Origin of the sequence: Halobacterium yunchengense, from assembly GCF_037031165.1 — an archaeon.
Classification (GTDB): domain Archaea; phylum Halobacteriota; class Halobacteria; order Halobacteriales; family Halobacteriaceae; genus Halobacterium; species Halobacterium yunchengense.
Window position 1 is genome coordinate 252,006 of the sequence record NZ_JAYEZL010000003.1, and the last position, 18,852, is coordinate 270,857.

General features: G+C 72.0%; 23 protein-coding genes and 1 tRNA gene. 13 read left to right on the plus strand and 11 right to left on the minus strand.

All coding sequences use genetic code 11. The annotated features are described in order from the left end of the window. Positions 1 to 95 precede the first annotated feature (95 nt). The 5 genes from U5911_RS10345 to U5911_RS10365 all read right to left on the minus strand — a co-directional run bounded on the left by U5911_RS10345 (position 96) and on the right by U5911_RS10365 (position 4,228). On the minus strand, positions 96 to 1,349 hold the full coding sequence (locus tag U5911_RS10345; RefSeq protein WP_336036960.1) for a hypothetical protein: 1,254 nt from the start codon (positions 1,347 to 1,349) through the stop codon (positions 96 to 98). A 173-nt stretch (positions 1,350 to 1,522) separates the two neighbouring features. Then, entirely contained in the window at positions 1,523 to 2,131 is a 609-nt protein-coding gene (locus U5911_RS10350; RefSeq protein WP_336036961.1) for a DUF6663 family protein, read from the minus strand. Between the two features lie 295 nt (positions 2,132 to 2,426). After that, positions 2,427 to 3,368: a winged helix-turn-helix domain-containing protein gene (locus tag U5911_RS10355; protein WP_336036962.1), complete on the minus strand. Its 942-nt coding sequence runs from the start codon at positions 3,366 to 3,368 to the stop codon at positions 2,427 to 2,429. Positions 3,369 to 3,424: 56 nt separating this feature from the next. Next, positions 3,425 to 3,928 (minus strand): metal-dependent hydrolase, encoded by a 504-nt coding sequence (locus tag U5911_RS10360; RefSeq protein ID WP_336036963.1) that lies wholly within the window; start codon positions 3,926 to 3,928, stop codon positions 3,425 to 3,427. 48 nt (positions 3,929 to 3,976) lie between these two features. Further along, positions 3,977 to 4,228 carry a hypothetical protein gene (locus tag U5911_RS10365; protein ID WP_336036964.1) on the minus strand — a complete coding sequence of 84 codons (252 nt, stop codon included), beginning with the start codon at positions 4,226 to 4,228 and terminating at the stop codon, positions 3,977 to 3,979. A 180-nt stretch (positions 4,229 to 4,408) separates the two neighbouring features. Here U5911_RS10365 and U5911_RS10370 point away from each other — a divergent pair, with 180 nt between their 5' ends. The 8 genes from U5911_RS10370 (at position 4,409) to U5911_RS10405 (ending at position 11,390) form a co-directional block, all read left to right on the plus strand. Next, positions 4,409 to 6,106 (plus strand): right-handed parallel beta-helix repeat-containing protein, encoded by a 1,698-nt coding sequence (locus tag U5911_RS10370; RefSeq protein ID WP_336036965.1) that lies wholly within the window; start codon positions 4,409 to 4,411, stop codon positions 6,104 to 6,106. Between the two features lie 73 nt (positions 6,107 to 6,179). Next, positions 6,180 to 7,286: a M24 family metallopeptidase gene (locus tag U5911_RS10375; protein WP_336036966.1), complete on the plus strand. Its 1,107-nt coding sequence runs from the start codon at positions 6,180 to 6,182 to the stop codon at positions 7,284 to 7,286. A gap of 672 nt (positions 7,287 to 7,958) precedes the next feature. Further along, positions 7,959 to 8,954 (plus strand): CapA family protein, encoded by a 996-nt coding sequence (locus U5911_RS10380; protein WP_336036967.1) that lies wholly within the window; start codon positions 7,959 to 7,961, stop codon positions 8,952 to 8,954. Between the two features lie 125 nt (positions 8,955 to 9,079). Further along, positions 9,080 to 9,394, plus strand: coding sequence for a sortase family protein (locus tag U5911_RS10385; RefSeq protein ID WP_336036968.1), 315 nt, complete (start codon positions 9,080 to 9,082; stop codon positions 9,392 to 9,394). Positions 9,395 to 9,443: 49 nt separating this feature from the next. Further along, positions 9,444 to 9,584, plus strand: a complete 141-nt coding sequence (locus U5911_RS10390) for a hypothetical protein (RefSeq protein ID WP_336036969.1) — start codon at positions 9,444 to 9,446, stop codon at positions 9,582 to 9,584. A gap of 42 nt (positions 9,585 to 9,626) precedes the next feature. Next, entirely contained in the window at positions 9,627 to 10,388 is a 762-nt protein-coding gene (locus U5911_RS10395) for a proteasome assembly chaperone family protein (protein ID WP_336036970.1), read from the plus strand. Positions 10,389 to 10,687: 299 nt separating this feature from the next. Next, positions 10,688 to 10,885 (plus strand): DUF7501 family protein, encoded by a 198-nt coding sequence (locus U5911_RS10400; protein ID WP_336036971.1) that lies wholly within the window; start codon positions 10,688 to 10,690, stop codon positions 10,883 to 10,885. Positions 10,886 to 10,943: 58 nt separating this feature from the next. Beyond that, positions 10,944 to 11,390 (plus strand): Hsp20/alpha crystallin family protein, encoded by a 447-nt coding sequence (locus U5911_RS10405; RefSeq protein WP_336036972.1) that lies wholly within the window; start codon positions 10,944 to 10,946, stop codon positions 11,388 to 11,390. Positions 11,391 to 11,412: 22 nt separating this feature from the next. On the opposite strand, the gene U5911_RS10410 is transcribed toward U5911_RS10405, so the two are convergent. Further along, positions 11,413 to 12,054, minus strand: a complete 642-nt coding sequence (locus U5911_RS10410) for a dienelactone hydrolase family protein (RefSeq protein WP_336036973.1) — start codon at positions 12,052 to 12,054, stop codon at positions 11,413 to 11,415. Between the two features lie 234 nt (positions 12,055 to 12,288). On the opposite strand from U5911_RS10410, the gene U5911_RS10415 reads away from it, so the two are divergent. Next, a complete protein-coding gene (locus tag U5911_RS10415; RefSeq protein ID WP_336036974.1) occupies positions 12,289 to 12,921 on the plus strand; it encodes a phosphoribosyltransferase in 633 nt (210 codons plus the stop codon). A 114-nt stretch (positions 12,922 to 13,035) separates the two neighbouring features. On the opposite strand, the gene U5911_RS10420 is transcribed toward U5911_RS10415, so the two are convergent. The 3 genes from U5911_RS10420 to U5911_RS10430 all read right to left on the minus strand — a co-directional run bounded on the left by U5911_RS10420 (position 13,036) and on the right by U5911_RS10430 (position 14,972). Beyond that, positions 13,036 to 13,416, minus strand: a complete 381-nt coding sequence (locus U5911_RS10420; RefSeq protein WP_336036975.1) for an Hsp20/alpha crystallin family protein — start codon at positions 13,414 to 13,416, stop codon at positions 13,036 to 13,038. Between the two features lie 105 nt (positions 13,417 to 13,521). Continuing rightward, on the minus strand, positions 13,522 to 13,686 hold the full coding sequence (locus tag U5911_RS10425) for a hypothetical protein (protein WP_336036976.1): 165 nt from the start codon (positions 13,684 to 13,686) through the stop codon (positions 13,522 to 13,524). 71 nt (positions 13,687 to 13,757) lie between these two features. Then, positions 13,758 to 14,972, minus strand: a complete 1,215-nt coding sequence (locus tag U5911_RS10430) for a CBS domain-containing protein (RefSeq protein ID WP_336036977.1) — start codon at positions 14,970 to 14,972, stop codon at positions 13,758 to 13,760. A gap of 134 nt (positions 14,973 to 15,106) precedes the next feature. Between U5911_RS10430 and U5911_RS10435 the strand changes: the two genes are divergently transcribed. Continuing rightward, positions 15,107 to 15,262: a C2H2-type zinc finger protein gene (locus U5911_RS10435; RefSeq protein ID WP_336036978.1), complete on the plus strand. Its 156-nt coding sequence runs from the start codon at positions 15,107 to 15,109 to the stop codon at positions 15,260 to 15,262. A gap of 813 nt (positions 15,263 to 16,075) precedes the next feature. On the opposite strand, the gene U5911_RS10440 is transcribed toward U5911_RS10435, so the two are convergent. After that, positions 16,076 to 16,149, minus strand: a tRNA-Thr gene (locus U5911_RS10440). Positions 16,150 to 16,303: 154 nt separating this feature from the next. On the opposite strand from U5911_RS10440, the gene U5911_RS10445 reads away from it, so the two are divergent. From U5911_RS10445 to U5911_RS10455, 3 genes are all read left to right on the plus strand, one after another. After that, positions 16,304 to 16,663, plus strand: a complete 360-nt coding sequence (locus U5911_RS10445) for a 4a-hydroxytetrahydrobiopterin dehydratase (RefSeq protein ID WP_336036979.1) — start codon at positions 16,304 to 16,306, stop codon at positions 16,661 to 16,663. An 88-nt stretch (positions 16,664 to 16,751) separates the two neighbouring features. Then, positions 16,752 to 17,426, plus strand: a complete 675-nt coding sequence (locus U5911_RS10450) for a phosphoglycolate phosphatase (protein ID WP_336036980.1) — start codon at positions 16,752 to 16,754, stop codon at positions 17,424 to 17,426. A 58-nt stretch (positions 17,427 to 17,484) separates the two neighbouring features. After that, positions 17,485 to 18,513, plus strand: coding sequence for a PfkB family carbohydrate kinase (locus U5911_RS10455; protein WP_336036981.1), 1,029 nt, complete (start codon positions 17,485 to 17,487; stop codon positions 18,511 to 18,513). Positions 18,514 to 18,519: 6 nt separating this feature from the next. On the opposite strand, the gene U5911_RS10460 is transcribed toward U5911_RS10455, so the two are convergent. Next, on the minus strand, positions 18,520 to 18,843 hold the full coding sequence (locus U5911_RS10460; protein WP_336036982.1) for a DUF5789 family protein: 324 nt from the start codon (positions 18,841 to 18,843) through the stop codon (positions 18,520 to 18,522). Positions 18,844 to 18,852: the final 9 nt, after the last annotated feature.

The window sequence follows — 18,852 nt, forward strand, 5'->3', positions numbered from 1 at the left end:
GAGTCCACGGTCCCGGAGCGCTGTCGCCGTCGAGACGGCGCTGCCGCTGGCCGGCGCGGCGCGCGAAAGAAGGCGAGTTCTGGGAGTGAGCGCCGTCAGGCGCTCTCGTTGCGCACGATCTCGTAGCCGAACTGCATCGCGTTCTCCGGCGTGATGCGAACGGACCACTCGCCGGAGTCGGGGTCCTCGAGGCGGTACGTGAACTCCTGGGTCTCGCCGCCCGACGAGTACGTGCCGTCGTCGCCGGACGCCCGGCGGTTCTCGCCGAGGTTCACGGAGCCGCGGTTCGAGACGCCGACGCGCTCGGCGTCGACCTCCTCGCCGTCCGGCGAGACGAACGTGACGTCGAAGTCGGCGGACGCGCCCTCGACGCCGCCGTAGCGGCCGGCGGACAGCGTCATGGTCACGTCCTCGGTCTCCTCGCTGACGTCGAAGCTCGTCTCGAAGGGCTCCTCGGGCTGAGTCCACACCTGGAAGCGGACGCTGACGCGCTGCCAGTGCGAGGAGCGGTCCGAACGGGCGGGGTCCTTCAGGCCGAGGTCGACTTCGGCGCGGTAGTCGCCGCGCTCGGCGTTCGCGGGCGGCGACACGTTGACCTCGATGGTCGCGCGCTCGCCGGCGCCGATTTCGTTGGGCGCGTCGAACTCGACCCACGACCGGTCGAGCGTCTCGCGGTCGTCGTACGGCCGGTAGCGATCCTCGGTGACGAGTTCGGGGTTGACGGGGACCGCCTCGTCGCCGGTGTTCTCGACGACGATCTCGCGCGTGAACGAGTCGCCGGCCTGCACCTGCGAGTGGACGTACGTGTCCGAGAGCACGCGCACGGTCGGCTCCTGCCAGACCTCCACGCTGAGGGAGACGCCGTTGACGGGCTGTGCGGGGCGGCCCGGGTAGGAGATGGTCTCGTCCGTCAGCGCGATGGCGCCGCCGTAGCGGCTGATCTCGGCGTCCTCGGGGACGGAGACCGTGACGTCGAACTCCCGGGTCTCGCCGGCGTCGAGTTCGAGGTCGTCGGTCCCGACGGACACCCAGTCCTCGGAGACGGGGCGTTCGCCGCGCGGCGGCACGAACAGGTCCGGCGAGAGCGTGACGGCCTCGTCCTCGCCGTTCTCGACGCTGATCGTGAACGTCTCGCTCTCGCCGGGCTGGAGGCGGAGGTGCTGGTACTGTTCGTCGACGTAGAGGCGCGTGTAGTTGCGCTCCTCGTCGTCGTCCGGTGATTCCTGCGCGACGGCGGTGTCGGACCCGCCGTCGCCGGGGCTGTGCTGCTGCGGAGTCGCGACCGCACTGGCGGCTGGAACGACCAGCATCGCGGCGACCGCCAGTGCGACCAGGGCTCGTCGGTTCATGGGTTGTCGGGGACCCCGGCGGCGCTGCCGCTGGAGAGCGGGAGGGCGGCCGTTCCGGGGACCGGTGTGCGTGTCGTCGCACCGACGAGGCTTAAAAGGCCCAGGAAAGTCAAACCGCGATTGAACGGCCGAAACTGTAATCAGGGGGCGGTCGGCTCGGGGCGGAGCGGCCCTCAGACTTCCGCGGGGCGCGGGCAGTCGTAGGTGTCGCGGACGGTGTCCGCGAGCACGGAGTCCTTCTGCAGGACGAGATAGACGACGACGAAGTCGTGTTCGAGCGGCCGGAAGACGAACAGTTCGTGCTCGCAGTCCTCGTGGTCGTCGAGGCGGTCGACGAGCGGTTCGATGGGGAGGGCGCCGCGGCGGATCTCGTCGAAGACGTCGCGCTCGCCGGGCTGTTCGGCGAACGCGTAGACGGCGCCGTTCGGCTCGCCGTCGGTGCTGAACGTCGGGCGGCCGGTGACGCCCTCGCCGGACTGGTGGGCCTCCTCCATGGTCTCGAGGGCGGCCTCGAACAGCCCCGTGACGGCGTCGGCGAACGTGAGGAGCGTGCGCTTCCGGACGTCGAGGGCGGCGAAGCGGGCGTCGCCGTCGTCCCACGCGAGCGTCGCGTCGACGAGGTAGCCGGGGCGGAGCGCGGCGACGTCGTCGGCGAGACCGTCGTCGCCGTCGGCTGCGACGCGCACCGGTTCGTAGTCGGCGCGGTCCACCAGCAGGAGCGCGTCGTCGCGCTCCGGCGCGCCGCCGAGCACGCGGTACGTGCTCTCCGTCGTTGTCTCCATGGCCGCTGGTTGCGCGCGAGAAGGGATAAGGCCGTCCGTCCGCGGGAGAGTCGAGAGGCCGTCCGTCGAAGAACCGGGGGCGTCCGTTCGAGGGGGGAGGTCGGTCCCGGCCGTGCCTCTGAGCGCCGGCGAGACGGGTGCGCGACCCGCGAGTACAACGCCGCGACTCCAAGAATAATCTTCCGGTAAGACAGACGGAATATCCGCAGTCGACGGGCGGTCAGCGGTCGGCGGGCGGCGGCGGGCGGTCAGCGGCCGGCGGTCGACGGGCGACGGTCGGCTCCCGGACGGCCAGTCAGTCCGCGGACACGCGACCGGAGTCGTCGGCGGCGTCCCGGCAGCGCCGCTCCGCGCTCACCACCTGGAGGTCGCCGTCCAGGGTCACGTCCATCGCCTCGGTCTCCAGGGGGATGGTCACTCGCACGCGCGTCGGGTCCGCCTCGTAGGTGGTCGTCTCGTCGGTCACGCACCACTCGAGGGTCCAGTGCTTCCGGCTGTTCAGTTCGACGCCGTGCTCGGCGTGGAACGCCACCACGCGCGAGTCGTCGAGCAGCGACAGGCCGACCGGCGACGAGATGGTGTGCTGGCACTGCGCGCACGTGTGGTCGACGCGGACGTCCAGGCCGAGGCGGTCCTCGCCGTCCGGGACGACCGACGTGTCCATGCGGCCGCCGCACTCCGGGCAGACGCCGTCCGCCGCGAGGCAGTGGAGGTGGCGGACGCGCTGGTCGAAGGCCGCCTCGATCTCGGTCGTCGAGCGGTCGCGGAGGCCGCCCGGCGGGAACGCGTACCGGCCGTACGTGCTCTCGCAGTCCGTGCAGCGGACGGCGAGGCGCTCGTCGCTGTACGCCGCCTCCAGGTCGCCGCCGCAGTCGAAGCACTCGCCCTCCACGGGGAACTCCAGGGTGACGCGCTCGGTGAACGTCCCCGCGAGAATGGCGCGGACGACCTTCTCGCCGGCGTACTGGAACTCGTAGCCGCCCTCGACCTGCCGCACGAAGTGGTCGGTGAGCTTCGAGAGGTGGTAGTTGAACTGCGCGCTGTCCCGCATCCCCACGCGCTTGCGGAGGTCGGAGAACGCGACCGGTCGCTCGGGCGCGAGCCACAGCTCCTGCAGGATGGTGATGCGCGTCTCGTTGCCGAGCAGCGCGAACGCCTCGGCGGGCGGCAGGCTGTCGTCGAGGCCGCCGTCCGGGCCGAGGGGAGCGCCGTCGAGGGGCGTGTCGGAACCGCTCATGCGCGAGGCTACGTGGACGCCCAGTATAAGCACTCCCGAAAACGAATTTCTGTAACTCAGTAGACAGGCGAGGCGAGCAGCGCGGCGCCGCCCGTCGCGAGCACGCCCGCGCCGAACAGCCCGAGGTTCCAGAGCGTGCTGTCCGCGGACGCCAGCCCGAGCGAGTAGCGGCGGCTCGACACCGGCCAGAACAGCGCCACGCCCGAGGGCGTCAGCGCGTCGGCGAGCAGGTGCGCGAGGACGGCGAACGCCGCGAGCGCGGCGGCGGCCACCGCCAGCTGCGCCGTCGCGGCCGACGCGAACGCCAGCACGCCCGCGTCGCCGGCCAGCCAGACGCCGCCGCCGACCGCTCCGCCCACGAGGCCGGCGAACAGCAGCGTGTGCGTGACGCCGCGGTGATCGACCAGCGGCAGTTCGTGGTCGGCGTCCGGCAGCGTCGTCAGCGACACCACCAGCGCGAGGCCGACCGCGGCCGTCGCGACGCGGCCGGCGGCTGCGAGCACGTACAGCACGGGGGCGTACGCGAGCAGCGCGACGCCGTAGTGACCACTCCGGTACACGGTGGCGTCTCGACCCGGAGCACATAGAGCCTTCCGGCGGCGCCGCGTTCAGGGCCGCCGCACGAGCAGGACAGCGCCGGCCAGCAGCGCGAGCACGTACGCCGGGTGGGACTGCGCGTACGTCGCGACGGCCGGCGCCGCAGCGGCGACGCCCTCCGACGCCACCGCCGCGTCGACGTCGCGGTCCGACGCCTGCGCCCACAGCGCGGCGTGTGCGAGGGCTCCGACTCCGAACACCGCGCCGACCAGCTGGAGCGTCCGCCCGGCGAGCGCGTCCGCGACCGACTCGCGAATCGACATACCGCACGGTACGCGACCCGCCGGATAAATGTGGGAGACACGCCGACGGCGCTCCGAATGCGACCTGTCGGGACGGCGACGCCACCCGGTCGGTGGGCGACGCCGACCGGTCGCATCCGTGTCGGCACGCGACGCCACCTGGACAGAACACAGACCAACGCCGTCGCCGTCACGTTCCCCATGCCCTCGCTCCGCGTCGCCGCCGTCGCGCTCGTCGTCGTTCTCGGCGGCCTGGCCGCCGCCGCACCGCTGTCCGACTCCGCAGTCCTCCCGACCGACGGCGCCGCGCAGGCGGACGCGACGCCCCTCGACGACTGCACGACAATCACGGAACCCGGGACGTACGAACTCACCGCCGACCTCCGGGGCAGCGACGGCCCGTGCCTGCACGTCCGCGCGAGCGGCGTCACCGTCGACGGCAACGGGCACGCCGTGGTCGGGGACGGCACCGAGGACAGCGTCGGCGTGCTCGTCTACGCGGGCGCGCCGGCCGAATCGACCGACGAGACGCTCGGCGACGTGACCGTCCGGGACGTCGCGGCACGCGGCTGGGAGCGCGGCGTCCAGGTCGGGGACGCACGCGGCCTCGACACGGAAGCGACGCTCCGGGACGTCACGGCGTCCGAGAACGGCAACGCCGGCGTCTACGTCGCAGAGGCGGAGGGCGTGACCGTCGACGGCCTCGACGTCGACCGCAACGACAACGGCCTCGCGCTCTGGGAGGTCCAGGACAGCGCGTTCACGGACGTGACCGCGACCGACAACCGGAACCGCGGCGTCGCGCTCTGGCAGGAGGTCTCGGGCGTCGAACTCCGGGACCTCACGGCGACCGGGAACGGGAACGACGGCTACGCGGCCGCCGGCCTCTACGCGTCGACGGACGCGCGCGGCAACACCGTCGCGGACGCGGTGCTGGCGGACAACGACGGCGCCGGCGTCAGGTTCTCCGACAGCGGCGAGAACGTCCTCCGGGACGCCGTCGTCGAGGGGAACACGGGACCGGGCGTCCACGCAGTGCCATCGTACGACGACCGCCTGCGGAACGTCACCGTCCGCGACAACGGCGGGCCGGCGGTCCGCGCCGAGGAGGGCGAACTGACCGCGACCGGAGTGGGGGTCGACGGCGCGGCGACCGCGTCCTTCGAGCAGGAACCGATCACGCTGAGCGGGACCGACGCGACGGCGCTCCCGTCGCCGCCCGACGGCGACCTCGCGGCCGACCGCGGCCTGGACGTGACCGACGTCGACGAGGGCGTCACCGTCACGTTCGACGACGTCGGCGACGCGGCGGTCGCCCTCTGGCGCTTCGACGGCGACGACTGGACGCAGGTCGCCGACGCCGACCACGACGCCGACGCGGGCACCGTCACCGGGACCGTCCGCGAGGACGGCGTGGTCGTGCCGGTCCGTGCGACCGCACAGGACGAACCCACCACGACGCCGCCGACGACCACGCCGACCACAGCGACGCCGACGACCACGCCGACCACAGCGACGCCGACGACCACGCCGACAGAGGAGACACCGACCACGAGTCGCCCGGAGACCACCGACCGGCCGGGCGACGGGGGCGACTCGGACGCCTGGACGCTCGCGGTGCTGTCGACGCGCGCGGGCCACGACTTCGCGTACATCGCAGTCGTCGACGGCGACGCCGAGACGGCGAGCACCGGGGACGTCGCGGCGGACGGCGACGACCGCGTGCTCGACAACGGCGACGGCACGGTGACCATCGTCGGCAGCACCGGCGACGAGTCCGGCGACGCGTTCCGCGTCGAGGGCGAGGTCGTGTCCTTCTACACGCCGGCCGACCGCTCGGCGTACGCCGTCGAGCGCGGCGGCGAGGACGTCACCGACGACCTGCCGGGACCGCGGTAGTCACCCGGCCGCGGCGCGTCCGCGCCGCCGCGGACGGCAGAGCGTTTAGGTTGCCGCGCGACGGACGGCGAGTATGTCCGTCTACGAGGAGCGCACCCGCGAGTGCCAGCGGCGACTCCGGGAGCGCGGCGCCAGCGGCGTCGTCCTGTTCCCGAGTCCGAACCTCTCGTACCTCGCCGGATTCGGCGAGGAGCCCGGCGAGCGCCACCTCCTGTTGTTCGTGCCCGCCGAGGGCGACCCGGCGTTCGTCGCGCCGGAGCTGTACGCCGACCAGCTCCGGGAGGCGACGTGGGTCGAGGACCTGCGACTGTGGACGGACGTCGAGGACCCGCTGCCGCTGCTCGCCGAGACGGCCCGCGACCTCGGGCTGGACGAGGGGGAACTGCTCGTGGACCCGACGATGTGGGCGCGGTTCACGCAGGACCTCCGGGAGGCCGTTCCGGACGCCACGTGGGGGCTCGCGGACGCGGTGCTCGGGCCGCTGCGCGTGCGGAAGGACGACGCCGAACTGGACGCGCTCCGGCGCGCCGCCGAGGTGGCCGACGCCGCGATGCGGGACGTCCGCGATCTCGGCGCGGACGCGGTCGGGAGGACCGAGACCGACCTCGCGCGGTTCGTCGAGGAGCGCCTGGTCGCCCACGGCGGCGACGGGACGTCCTTCGAGACCATCGTCGGCAGCGGCCCGAACGGCGCGAAACCCCACCACCACTGCTCGGACCGCGAGGTCCGGCCGGGCGACCCGGTGGTGCTGGACTTCGGGACGCGCGTCGACGGCTACCCGAGCGACCAGACCCGCACGGTCGTCTTCGAGGGCGACCCGCCAGCGGGGTTCGAGAGCGTCCACGACGTGGTCCGCGAGGCCCAGCAGGCCGCCGTCGACGCCGTCGAACCCGGCGTCCCGGCCGAGGACGTCGACGCGGCGGCACGCGAGGTCATCGAGGACGCCGGCTACGGCGACGAGTTCGTCCACCGCACGGGCCACGGCGTCGGCCTGGAGGTCCACGAGGAGCCCTACGTCGTCGGCGGGAACGACCGCCCCCTGGAGCCCGGGATGGTGTTCTCGGTCGAACCCGGAGTCTACCTCGAGGGCGAGTTCGGCGTCCGCGTCGAGGACCTCGTCGTCGTCACCGAGGACGGCGGCGAGCGCCTCAACCACACCGACCGCGGCTGGCGCGTCTGAGAGCGACACCGGACCTGTCGCCGCCGCGACCGACAGTCGGCACAGCGACCCAGGGGAGCCGGACGGCCACCGCCTTCAGTCGCCAAATAACACTATCTTATTCGATAGGAACGTCGAACAGACAGCTTTCCGTAACTAACTCGGGGGCTGATCGGTGGGCAACGAATAGTACCTTCGTACGGGTCATTGGCCGACTTAAAGACTGATTAGCTGGCGTACAGACCGCGGGAAGCCAGCCAGCTGGACGCGGCCATAATAGTACATTTTGCTAGTATCTCAGATAAAATCTTCCAGATATTCCCATAAAACGCCCAGATACACGATATTTGAGTTGTTTACGACTCAAAAGAAGGTGTTTCTGCCAGAATAGTAGTATTCGATTTCTTTACAGTGTACGATTCTGTTGTTTCGGTGATTTCACCCGGGAGCGATAGCGACGGTAACGACCCGACAGTGACTACCCGACAGTGACTACCCGGACAACGACGACCCGACAGTGACGAGTGGGCGAGAGTCGTCAGCGACAGCCGTGGTGGCCAGACGCGCAATGGAGGACTGCGGAAGGGAGCCACGCTAGTGCAGTATTTTGTGGGTTCGGCGCGAACGGACGGACGTGGAACCGTTCGACCCGGCCGCGGACACCGACGACCGCGACCACGCGACGCTCGACCGATGAGTACGCGACTCGGCTTCACGGGCGACGTGATGCTCGGCCGCCTCGTCGACGAGTCCCAGCGACGCCGACCCGTCGCGGCGGTCTGGGGGGACGTGCTCGACCGCCTGCGGGCGCTCGACGGACTCTTCGTCAACCTCGAGTGCTGTCTGTCGACCGGGGGTCGGCCGTGGCGGCGGACGGAGCGCGCGTTCCACTTCCGGGCCGACCCCGAGTGGGCGGTCCCCGCGCTCGAGCGCGCCGGCGTGGACTGCTGCGCGCTCGCGAACAACCACGTCCTCGACTTCGAGGTGCCGGCGCTCGAGGACACGCTCTCGCACCTCGAGGACGCCGGCATCGCGCGCGCCGGCGCCGGACGGACGCGCACCGACGCGTTCGCGCCGGCCACCCTGACCGTGGCGGACCTCGACGTCGCGTTCGTCTCGCTCACCGACAACACCCCCGAGTACGCCGCGACGGAGACGTCGCCCGGCACGGCGCGCGTCGAGTTCGACGTCGACGACGAGGAGGGCCGGGCCGCCGTCGAGGGCGCGCTGGAGCGGGCGCGAGCGCGCGACCCGGACCTGCTGGTGGCGTCGCTACACTGGGGGCCGAACATGGTCGAGACGCCGCCGGACTCGTTCCGCGCGTTCGCTCGCTGGCTCGTCGACGAGGGCGTCGACGTCGTCCACGGCCACAGCGCGCACGTCTTCCAGGGGGTCGAGGTCTACCGCGGGCGGCCGGTGCTGTACGACACCGGCGACTTCGTCGACGACTACGCGGTCGACGAACGCCTCCGGAACGACCGGAGCTTCCTGTTCGAGGTGCGGCTGTCCCGCACCGGGACCCCCGTCGAACTCCGCTTGCACCCCACGGAGATCGAGGGCTGCGCGGTCCACGAGGCCGGCGAGGAGGCGGCCGCGTGGAGCCGCGAGCGGCTGCGGGCGCGGTCGGCGCCGTTCGAGACGACCTTCGAGCGAGCGGGACGCGGGCTCGTCGTCGACCTCGACGCGTGAGCGGCGTCGCGCGGTAACCGGCGACGCGTCGCGGCAGCCGCGCGCCGTGAGCGGCGTCGCGCGCGCGCCTCGACCGCGGCCCTCGCGCCGAAACGTCGATGAGGGTGCGCGTCGAACGTGCACGCATGGTCGAATCCCGCTGGGAGGAACTCCGAGGGAAGGAGCTTCGCTACCGCGACGGGACGTGGGAGCTCACCGGCGACGTCGACGTCCGGCGGAGCGGCGCGTCGCTCGCCGTGGAAGCGCGGCAGGCCGACGACGTCCGTCACGGCACCGCGACGCTGCACTTCGGCGTAGACGAAGAGACGGACTCGCTGAACCCGGGGAACCTCGGCGTCCACTTCGACCGCCTCGAGCGGACGGCCGACGGCCAGTTCCTGGTCGTGAAGACCGCGGGCAGGACCTACCGGTACGAACTCCAGCGCGTCGAGTACGACTGAGCCGCGGCGGGCGTACTGTCTTGGTGCTCGGGCGAGAACTGTGGCGTGCATGACGGGAAGGTGTCCCTACTGCGAGGAGGAGATCACGCCGGCGAACGGCGGCGAACCACAGGACCACGCAGGCGTGGCCACGGTCTGGGTCTGTCCGGTCTGCGAGAAGATCCTCGGCGTCTCCGAGTGGATGGACTGAATGCGGCGAGCGAACGCGCGCGAGCACACAACACTACCGACGATGTCACACGAACCCACGGTCACCTTCGAACGGCTGACAGAACTGGACGCCGAGGCCCCGACGCTCGTCGAGGGGCTCCCCGGCCACGGACTGGTCGCCGCCATCGCCGCCGACCTGATCACGCGACAGCTGGACCTCGAACACCACGGGAGCGTCGTCTCGCCGGACTTCCCCCCGGTCGCGTCCTTCAAGGACGGACGCGTGCGCGACCCGGTCCGCGTGTACGCCGGCGCGGACCCGCCCGTGATGACGCTGCAGAGCGACCTCGCGCTCCCCGGTCGGGCCTTCGACGCGCTCGGCGAGTGCGTCCTCGAGGACCTCGCCGCGGAGTTCGAGCGCGCGGTCTTCCTCGCCGGGGCGCCCGCGGCGACGGAAGCGGAGCTCGGTGACGTCTTCGGCGTCGCCACGACCGACGCGGTCGAAGCCCAGCTCCGGGACGCGGGCGTCACCCCGGCGGCCGGGTACGGGCTGGTCGGCGGCATCACCGGCGCCCTGGTCTCGAAGTGCCACCGCGCCGGCGTCCCGGCGGCCGTGCTCGTGGTGAAGGCCAACCCCTACCTCCCCGACCCGGCGGCCGCCCGGTCGGTCATCGAGACCGCGCTCGAACCGCTCGTCGACTTCGACGTCGACACGACCGAACTCGACGAACAGGCCGACCAGATCCGGGCGCAGATGGAACAGATAGCCCGCCACTACCGCCAGACTGCGGAGCCCCAGGACGCCGACGCCGAGGAGTCCGCCACGCCGAACATGTACCAGTGACTGCGCGACCACCGGTCGCAGGGCCGGTACGCGCCGGTTACTCGCGCTCGCCCCTGGCCGTTACAGACGTAGTTCCGTAATCAGTTAGCCGTGGGTTACACGGCGGGGGCCTCCGGGGCATCGGTCGCGAGAGTGGCCGCCGGGGCGCCGGTCACGAGAGTGGCCGCCGGGGCACCGGCGCGAGAGTGGCCGCCGGGGCACCGGTCGCGACGGCGCGACGCTGTCGCGACCCCACACCACAGGCGAGCCCCGCGGCGGCCGCAGAAGGATATATTCCGCGGGCCGCCGAACGGCGTGGTATGGCCGGACACTCGCACCCGCCACGGGACTCGCCGGAGTGGGACGACCCCGACTTCTGTCCGTTCTGTGGCGCGAAGCTGACCGACGGCGGCGCAGGGTTCGTCGACCACCTCGAGGACGCACCGGAGTGCGCGCGGCGGTTCGAACAGTGGCGCGAGCAGGTCGTGGACGACGTCGGCGGCGAGTGGGGCGGGTGACCGCCGACCCCATACTATTTTCGTGGTGGTCGACGTACGTCCTCCCGGAGGTCTACCAATGAGCGCACGCAGCAACCCATTCGAGGAGCTGGAACGCCTCTTCGAGCGGATGAGCCGCCAGTTCGACGAACCGTCCCGGATGTGGGCGTCCGACGGCCCCCTCGAGCGGTGGCGGTCGGAGTTCGAGGAGATGGCCGTCGACGTCGTCGAGCACGACGACGAGTTCGTCGTCGCCGTCGACCTGCCCGGGTTCGAGAAGGACGACGTCGACATCCGGGTCACGGACCACACGCTCCGCATCGAGGCCGAACGCGAGGAGGAGTTCGCGGAGGAGGACGCCCAGTACCTGCGACGCGAGCGCCGCCACGAGTCGATGCACCGGTCTGTCCAGCTCCCCGACGAGGTCGACACGGACGGCGTGAACGCCCGCATGAAGAACGGCGTGCTGACCGTCACGCTGCCGAAGATCGAGACCGAGGACGCGCGCAGCATCGAGGTCGAGTAGTTCCGCCGCCTCGCGGCGTCACTCAGGACAGGTGGTCGTCGAACCAGGCAGCGGCGCGGTCGGCGACCGCCTCGAGTTCCCCCGGTCCCTCGAAGAGGTGGCCGGCGCCCTCGACGACCGACAGTTCCTTCCTGCAGGTGAGGTCCGCGAACGCCGCGCGGTTGAGCGCGAGGACGTCGGTGTCCGCGCCGCCGACGACGAACAGCGTCGCGGCCGTCACGTCCGGGACCTGTTCGGACGCCATGTCGACGCGGCCGCCCCGGGACACGACGGCGCCGACGTCGTCGCCGAGTCGGGCCGCAGCGCGCAGCGCCGCCGCGGCGCCGGTGCTCGACCCGAAGTAGCCGAGGCGCAGGTCCCGCGTCCCCTCGCGTCCGCGCAGCCACTCGGTCGCCGCGAGGAGGCGGTCGGTGAGCAGGTCGACGTCGAAGCGCGTCTCGTAGGTCCGGTCCTCCTCGGCCGTGAGCAGGTCGAACAGCAGCGTGCCGAGGCCGCGCTCCCGGAGGACCGCCGCGACGAAGTTGTTTCGGGGGCTCTTCCTGCTGCTGCCGCTCCCGTGCGCGAAGACGACCAGCCCGGTAGCGCCGGCGGGAACGACGAGTTCGCCGTCGAGTCCGACGTCCCCGGCCGGAATCGCCACGGACTCGCGAATCTGGGCGGCCATGGCCCAGGAGACGGCACCGGACACCGTGAACGTTCGCCCCGACGACCGCCGACGTTCGCCCCGACGACCGACGAGGGTCGCCCAACGACCGCCGACGTTCGCCCCGACGACCGACGAGGGTCGCTTCGCCGCCTGGCCCGGTCGGTCCGGCGTGCGCCGCGCCGAACCGTTGAACTACCTGGGCGTCGAAGCACTCGAGCACGGGCCCACGGACCACCGGCCGGGCCACCCACCATGTTCACCGACCGAACCGACGCCGGCCGACGGCTCGCCGACCGACTCGAGGCCGACGGCGTCGACGCCGACGTCGTGCTCGCGATTCCGCGCGGCGGCCTCCCGGTCGGGCGCGTCGTCGCGGACCGCCTCGGCGTCCCGCTCGACGTCGTCGCCGCGCGGAAACTCGGCGCGCCCGGGAACCCGGAGCTCGGCGTCGGCGCCGTCGCCAGCGACGGCACCGTCTGGCTGAACGACTCCCTGCTCGGCGACCTCGGCGTCGGCGACGACTACGTCGACGCGGCGGTCGAGCGCGAGCGCGCCGTCGCCGAGGAGAAGGTCCGGCGGTACCGCGGCGACCGGCCGCCGCTGGACCTCCGCGGGAAGACCGTGCTCGTCGTCGACGACGGCGTCGCGACGGGCGCCACGACGACCGCCTGCCTGCGGCAGGTCCGCAGCGAGGGCGCCGCGCGGGTCGTACTCGCCGTCCCGGTGGGACCGCCGGAGACGGTCGACCGACTCCGCGGCGAGGCCGACGCGGTGGTCTGCGTGGAGACCCCGCAGTACTTCGGGGCCGTCGGCCAGTTCTACGAGTCATTCGACCAGGTGTCCGACGAGCAGGCTCGCGCGTCCCTCGAGGCGGCCGAGGAGTGACGCGCCGCCGACAGGGACGCTGCGCCGACCATCGACTCGCCACCGGCCATCGACTCGCCACCGGCCATCGACTCGCCGCCGACCGCCGGGAAGTCACCTGGCGCGCGGACTGAGCTACTCCAGTTCGACGCGCTTCGGGCGGTTGCGCTTCTTCAGCGTGACCCACAGCACGCCGCGGTCGTAGGACGCGGAGACGCGCTTCTCGTCGACGCGCTCGGGTAGGCGGACGACGCGACGCAGTTCGCCGCGGTCGCGGTCGCGCTCCTGGCGGCGGTACGTCCCGCCGTCGTCGCCGCCGAAGTCGGCGGCGATCCGGAGCCGGTCGCCGTCGACGCTCACGTCGAGGTCCTGTTTCCGCAGTCCCGGGAGCTCCGCGGACACGACGAACTCGTCGCCGCGGTCCTCGACGTCGACGGGGAACGGCGCCGGTCGATCGTCCGTCCCGCGCAGGCGAGTCACGACGCTGTCGGGGAGCCTTCGCTTTCTCTGGGGCATGCTATCGACACGCGCACAGACGCGAGCGAGGTGCATAAACGTGGGCGACGCACTCGGGGCACTACTCCCCGGTGGCTACCCCCTCGCCGCAGCGCACTCGCGGCGCTACTCGTCGCCGGCGAGTTCGTCGTCGGCCTCGGCGTCCTCGCGTCGCTCGCGGCGGTCCTCGTCGGCGGCCGCCTCCTCGCGTTCGGTCTCGACCTCGCGCTCCCGCTGTCGGTTCTCCTCGTCGAGGCCCTTCTTGTCGCGGCCCTCTCGCGTGTCGGGCATGCGAGGACGTACGGCGGCGTCGTCCCTAACGTTTGTGCCGGGGCGAAATCCGCGGCTGCGGCCGGCGACGCCTACCGCCGGCGGCGCGCGCCGCTGAGCCACCAGCCGAACACCTTCGCCCAGTAGTCCTCCGTCGGGTGCTTCTTCGTGCGGCCGTACTCCTTGCCCTCGAGGATCTGGCGCTCGAGGACGTTGCGCGCCAGCCGCAGCGCGTGGCCGGCGCCGTACCCCTCGCCGGTGCCGACGAAGTGCCCCTTGTCGGTGAACAGGCGGATTCGCGCCATGATCAGGGGCGTGCCGCGGAGCGTCTCGTCGTGCTCGTGGAGGAAGACGTTCGCCTCGAGGACGTCGAGGTCGCCGTACTTCGACGCGACGCCCTCGATCATCTCCGTGACGTCCTCGCGTCCGACGTCGTCGAGGAGGTCGACGTTCGTGATCTGGACGGGCAGCCGCGTCTCCCCGGTCCACGTGAGCGCGCGGAGGACGTCGGTGTCGGTGACCATGCCGACGGGGTCGCCGTCCGCCGTGACGACGAGCGACGAGATGCCGGCGTCGAGCATCACACCGACCGCGTGGTCGAGCCGCCGGTCCCGCGTCGTGGTCTCGACCGGCGCCGTCATCACGTCCTCGACCGGGATGTCCAGCAGGCGGTCGAGCCCGCCGGCCCGTTCGCCGAACCCGCCGTGGGTCTTCCCCCGGGTGTTCCCCGCTCCGGCACCCGGAGACCCGCCCTGGCCGCGCTGGAGTTCCCGCGCCGTGAAGTCGAGGACGTCGTAGAGGCTGACGACGCCGACGGGCTCGTCGTCCTCGACGACCGGGAGGTGCGTGATCCGCTCCTCGCGGAGCGTGTGCAGCACCTCACCGAGCGTCGCGTCCGGCGACGCGGCGACGAGCTCGCTCGTGTAGACGTCGTCGACGGTGAGCACGCGGAGGAACGGCTGTACTTCCGCGAGCAGCGCGTCAGCGGTGACGACGCCGACGAGGTCGCCGTCGTCGAACACGGGGAGCACTTTCGCGTCGCTCCCGACCATCAGCCGCGCGACGGTCCGGACGTCGTCGTCGACGTCGACCTTGCCGACGTGCCAGACGAGCCCGCGCGCCTTCGCGTCCGGGTCCACGTGCGTCGAGTTCAGTCGGCGCTGCGTGACGACGCCCTCGTACTCGCCGTCCTCGGTGACGACCAGTGCTTTCGCTTTCGTCTCGCGGAACGCGCCCACCAGCTCCGCGGCGCGCGCGTCCCCGTCGAACGTCTCGAACTCCGTCGATACGATGTCTGTGATGTCCATGGAACGACCCCGAGTGTGGACGTACGCTCCCCAGGGGGTTCAGTATTCGCCGCCATAGCCCGGCCCGCCGGGGCGAGCGAGGCACTCGCCGCACCCGAGCATCCAATAGCGGCGGCGTCGAACGTGGACACGCGATGCCCAAGCGCCATCACCGCTGCAACCTCTGTGGCAAGGACTTCGAGACGGGCGGCGCGCTCCGGGACCACGTCGAGCGCCGACACCCGAGGGCGGACGTGCACTGGTGGGTCGTCGCGGAGGACCCCGAACACGACCTCAAGTTCGAGCGGTAGCCGCCAGGTTCCGGTGCTCCGAACCGCCGGGTCAGCGAGCTCCGAACCCAGCAACAGACAGAACCGCATACAGTGTACCAATTTTATATTTCACGGGAGCGTGCGGCACGATGGGGCGGTCGCGGCGGCTGGCAGTGGCCCAGAACCCCGTCCCGGGCGCGTCGCGGCGCTCGCGGACGTGGCCGACACGGTGAGCACTAGACCGTTGACCCGAGATCGGACCTCGACGAGTGCAAAGCTCCGGTATACGGGGTTCGAGGCTCACTCGCTCGGTCGAGTTGGCCGCGCCACTGCGAGCGGCCCGAACCCACCGGATTTGTGCACGAGAAGCGCTATGCGCCCCGTGATACCGCAGCGTCGCCGAACTGGAGGTCTCGAAGCAGTCGACCGGCGGTGGACTTCGGTGTCGGCCACCCCTGCGGAGGTCGACGGCAACGTTCCGACGGTACCACCGGCAGCCGAGTAACAGTAAGTTTCCCGGTACGTATCGAGAGTAGTCTGTACGTATAGGTATCTGGCGTGGGTAATGGACGGTCGCTCGGCGACCACAGAGACGTCGAGCCGACGCGGACTCCGAGGGGCGAGGCGGCGCGCACCACGGTTCGCGTCGCGGTTCGCGTCTCTGGCCGCGCGTCGCGGTCCGTGTCACTGCGAGGGTCACGCAGCCCGTGTCAGTTCTGGGCCTCACGGTCCGTGTCAGTGCTGGACCGCGCGGTCCGTGTCAGTGCTGGTGGTCGTGGCGAGCGGACTCGTCGGACGTGGCACGCCCGCGGACGTCACGAGTCCGCGCTCGGCGAGGAGAACGACGGGGAGAGCCGCGAGGGGGATTCGAACCCCCGGCCTGTCGATTACAAATCGACTGCTCTGGCCAGCTGAGCTACCGCGGCGCTGCGGGCAGGCGTACGTAGGGGGCAACGACGAAATAACGTCTTTGATACCGCGGCGTCGACGCGGCGGCCCGGCGGACGGTCGGCCCGGGTGTTGCGACCGGCCGGCCGCGAGCGCCGAACTTTCAAGCGCGTCCGTTCCCTCTGTCCGCACATGCCGCCGGAGCTCGCCGACGAACCCTGCGAGGCGTGCACGTCCGAGGACGAACCGCTGACCGAGTCCGAGTACCGCGGGTACCTCGCCGACCTGGACGGCGACGTCTGGGACGTCGTCGACGACCACCACCTCGAGGGGGCCTACGAGTTCGACGACTTCCGGGACGCCCTCGAGTTCACGTACGAGGTCGGCGAACTCGCCGAGGAGGAGTGGCACCACCCCGACATCCACCTCCAGTGGGGCGAGGTCACCGTGGAGCTGTGGACCCACAAGATCGACGGCCTGCACAAGACGGACTTCGTGATGGCGGCGCGCATGGACCGCATCCATGACGACTACGCGCCGAGCGAGGCGTGAGGCGGCGCGCGGTCCGCGGACGCCGGCGCGCTCGCGGCGCTTGCCGCGAAGAGCACGGCCTTTACGCGAGCGGCTCCTCCGGCGCGACATGGTCGCGCCGCTTGCCGTGGACATCGACGGAACGCTGAGTCGCGCGGACCGCTCCATCGACGGCCGCGTGCTGGACGCGCTCCGCGAGTGGGACGCCCCCGTGGTCGTGGCGACGGGGAAGGCGCTGCCGTACCCGGTGGCGCTGTGCCAGTTCGCGGGCGTCGAGGAGCGCGTCATCGCGGAGAACGGCGGCGTCGCGTACGTCGACGACGAGCTGTTCTACCTCGGCGACGACGGCGCCGCGGACGGCTTCCGGGAGTCGCTGGCGAACGCGGACTTCGACGCCGGCTGGGGGGACGCGGACCTCGTGAACCGCTGGCGGGAGACCGAGCTGGCGGTGCGCCGCGACCGGCCGCTGGCGGCCGTCCGCGAGCTCGCGAGCGAACACGACCTGAGCGTCGTCGACACGGGGTTCGCGTACCACGTGAAGGCCGCCGAGCCGAGCAAGGGCGCGGCGCTGCGGACGGTCGCCGACGAGCTGGGCGTCGAGCCGGGCGAGTTCGCGGCGGTCGGCGACTCCGCGAACGACGTCGAGTTGCTCGAGGTGGCCGGCGAGTCGTACGCGGTCGCGAACGCCGACGAGCACGCGAAGGCCGCGGCGGACGTCGTGCTCGAGGCGTCCCACGGCGACGGCTTCCTCGCTGCGGTCGACCGGATCCGGGACGGGGCCTGACGGCGCGAGCGCCCCTGCGCGCGAGAACTGTTTAGTGGCGCCGCGTGGACTCGGGCGTATGGACCTGGCCGGACGGCTCGCGGACGCGCCGTCGCCGACCGTGACGGCGCTCCCGGACGGGAGCGTCGACCGCCGGTTCGGGGTGCTGGGCGCCGACCGCGAGCCGGCGACCCGCGAGTCGTTCGTCGAGCAGGTGGCCGGTGGGCGTCGGTCGTTCGTGACGGAGCGCCGCGGCGTCGAACCCGGCGGCCAGGCGGTGAACGCCGCGCTGCAGGCGGCCGCGCTGGACGCGGCCGTCGACCTCTACGGCCACCTCGACGACGAGGTGTTCGAGGCGCTGGACGCGTCCCCGATTCGGGCGCACTCGATGGGCGCGCCGGCCGACGTGCACGTCTACGAGTTCCGGGACGCGGCGGTGATGCTGACCGCGGAGTCCCGGGACGTCCGCGAGTGGTCGTTCGACGGCCTGGCGGCGGCGGGCGGCGCGGCAGCGCTGGACGCGGACGCGGTGGTGTGGACGAACTGGGAGTCCACGCCGAACGGGACGGAGGCGCTCCGGCGGGCCGCAGCGCGTGCCGACGGCGCGGGCGGCGGTCGCTTCGTCGTGGACCCGGGAGCAGTCGTCGCGCGGCCGGCGGCCGACCGGAGCGCCTTCCTCGATGCGCTCGCCGACCTCGCAGCGGGCTCCGACGTGGTGGTGAGCGTCAACGACGAGGAACTCGAGGGGCTCGCCGCAGTCGTCGACGCGGACGCTCCGGGAACGGCGGACGCGGAGCGCACGGCGGCGCTGGCGGCCGCGGTCCGGGAGCACACCGGGGCGGCGGGCGTCGTGATGCACGGGGTCGAGGCGGCGGTGGCGGCGACCGGCGACGGCCGCCTGCGCGTGCCGAACTTCGAGACGCCGGCCCGCAGCCGGTTCACGGGCGGCGGCGACCGGTTCTCCGCCGCGCTGGCGTTCGCGCGGGCCTGCGAGTGGCCGTGGCGGCCGGCGCTCGCGCTCGGGAACGCCGCGGCGTCGCACTACGTGGAGACGGGCTCGACGGGCGACCGCGCGGCGCTGGCTGCGTACGCGGCCGAGCGGGCGTGACTGGGGTCAGCCGCCGAACAGCGAGCGCAGCCACGCGACCAGTCCGGTGCCCGAGTCGCGCTCGGCCTCGAAGGCGTCGTGGAGGTCGTCGAGGAGCTGCTGGCGGGAGTCGAAGCGCTGTCGGCCCGTCCGCTCGAGCACCGCGGACAGGTCGACCTCGCGGCCGCTCGGACTGCAGCGCACGCTCGGGTCGTCGAGTGCCTCCACGACCTCACGCCGGGACGCCGGGAAGTCCAGGTCGGCGTCCTGGAGGTGGTCGTCGACGGCCACGATGCCGAACGCGGTCGGCTCGTCCGGGTCGTCGTTCGACTGCGGTGGGCGCGCTGCCATTACGTGGTC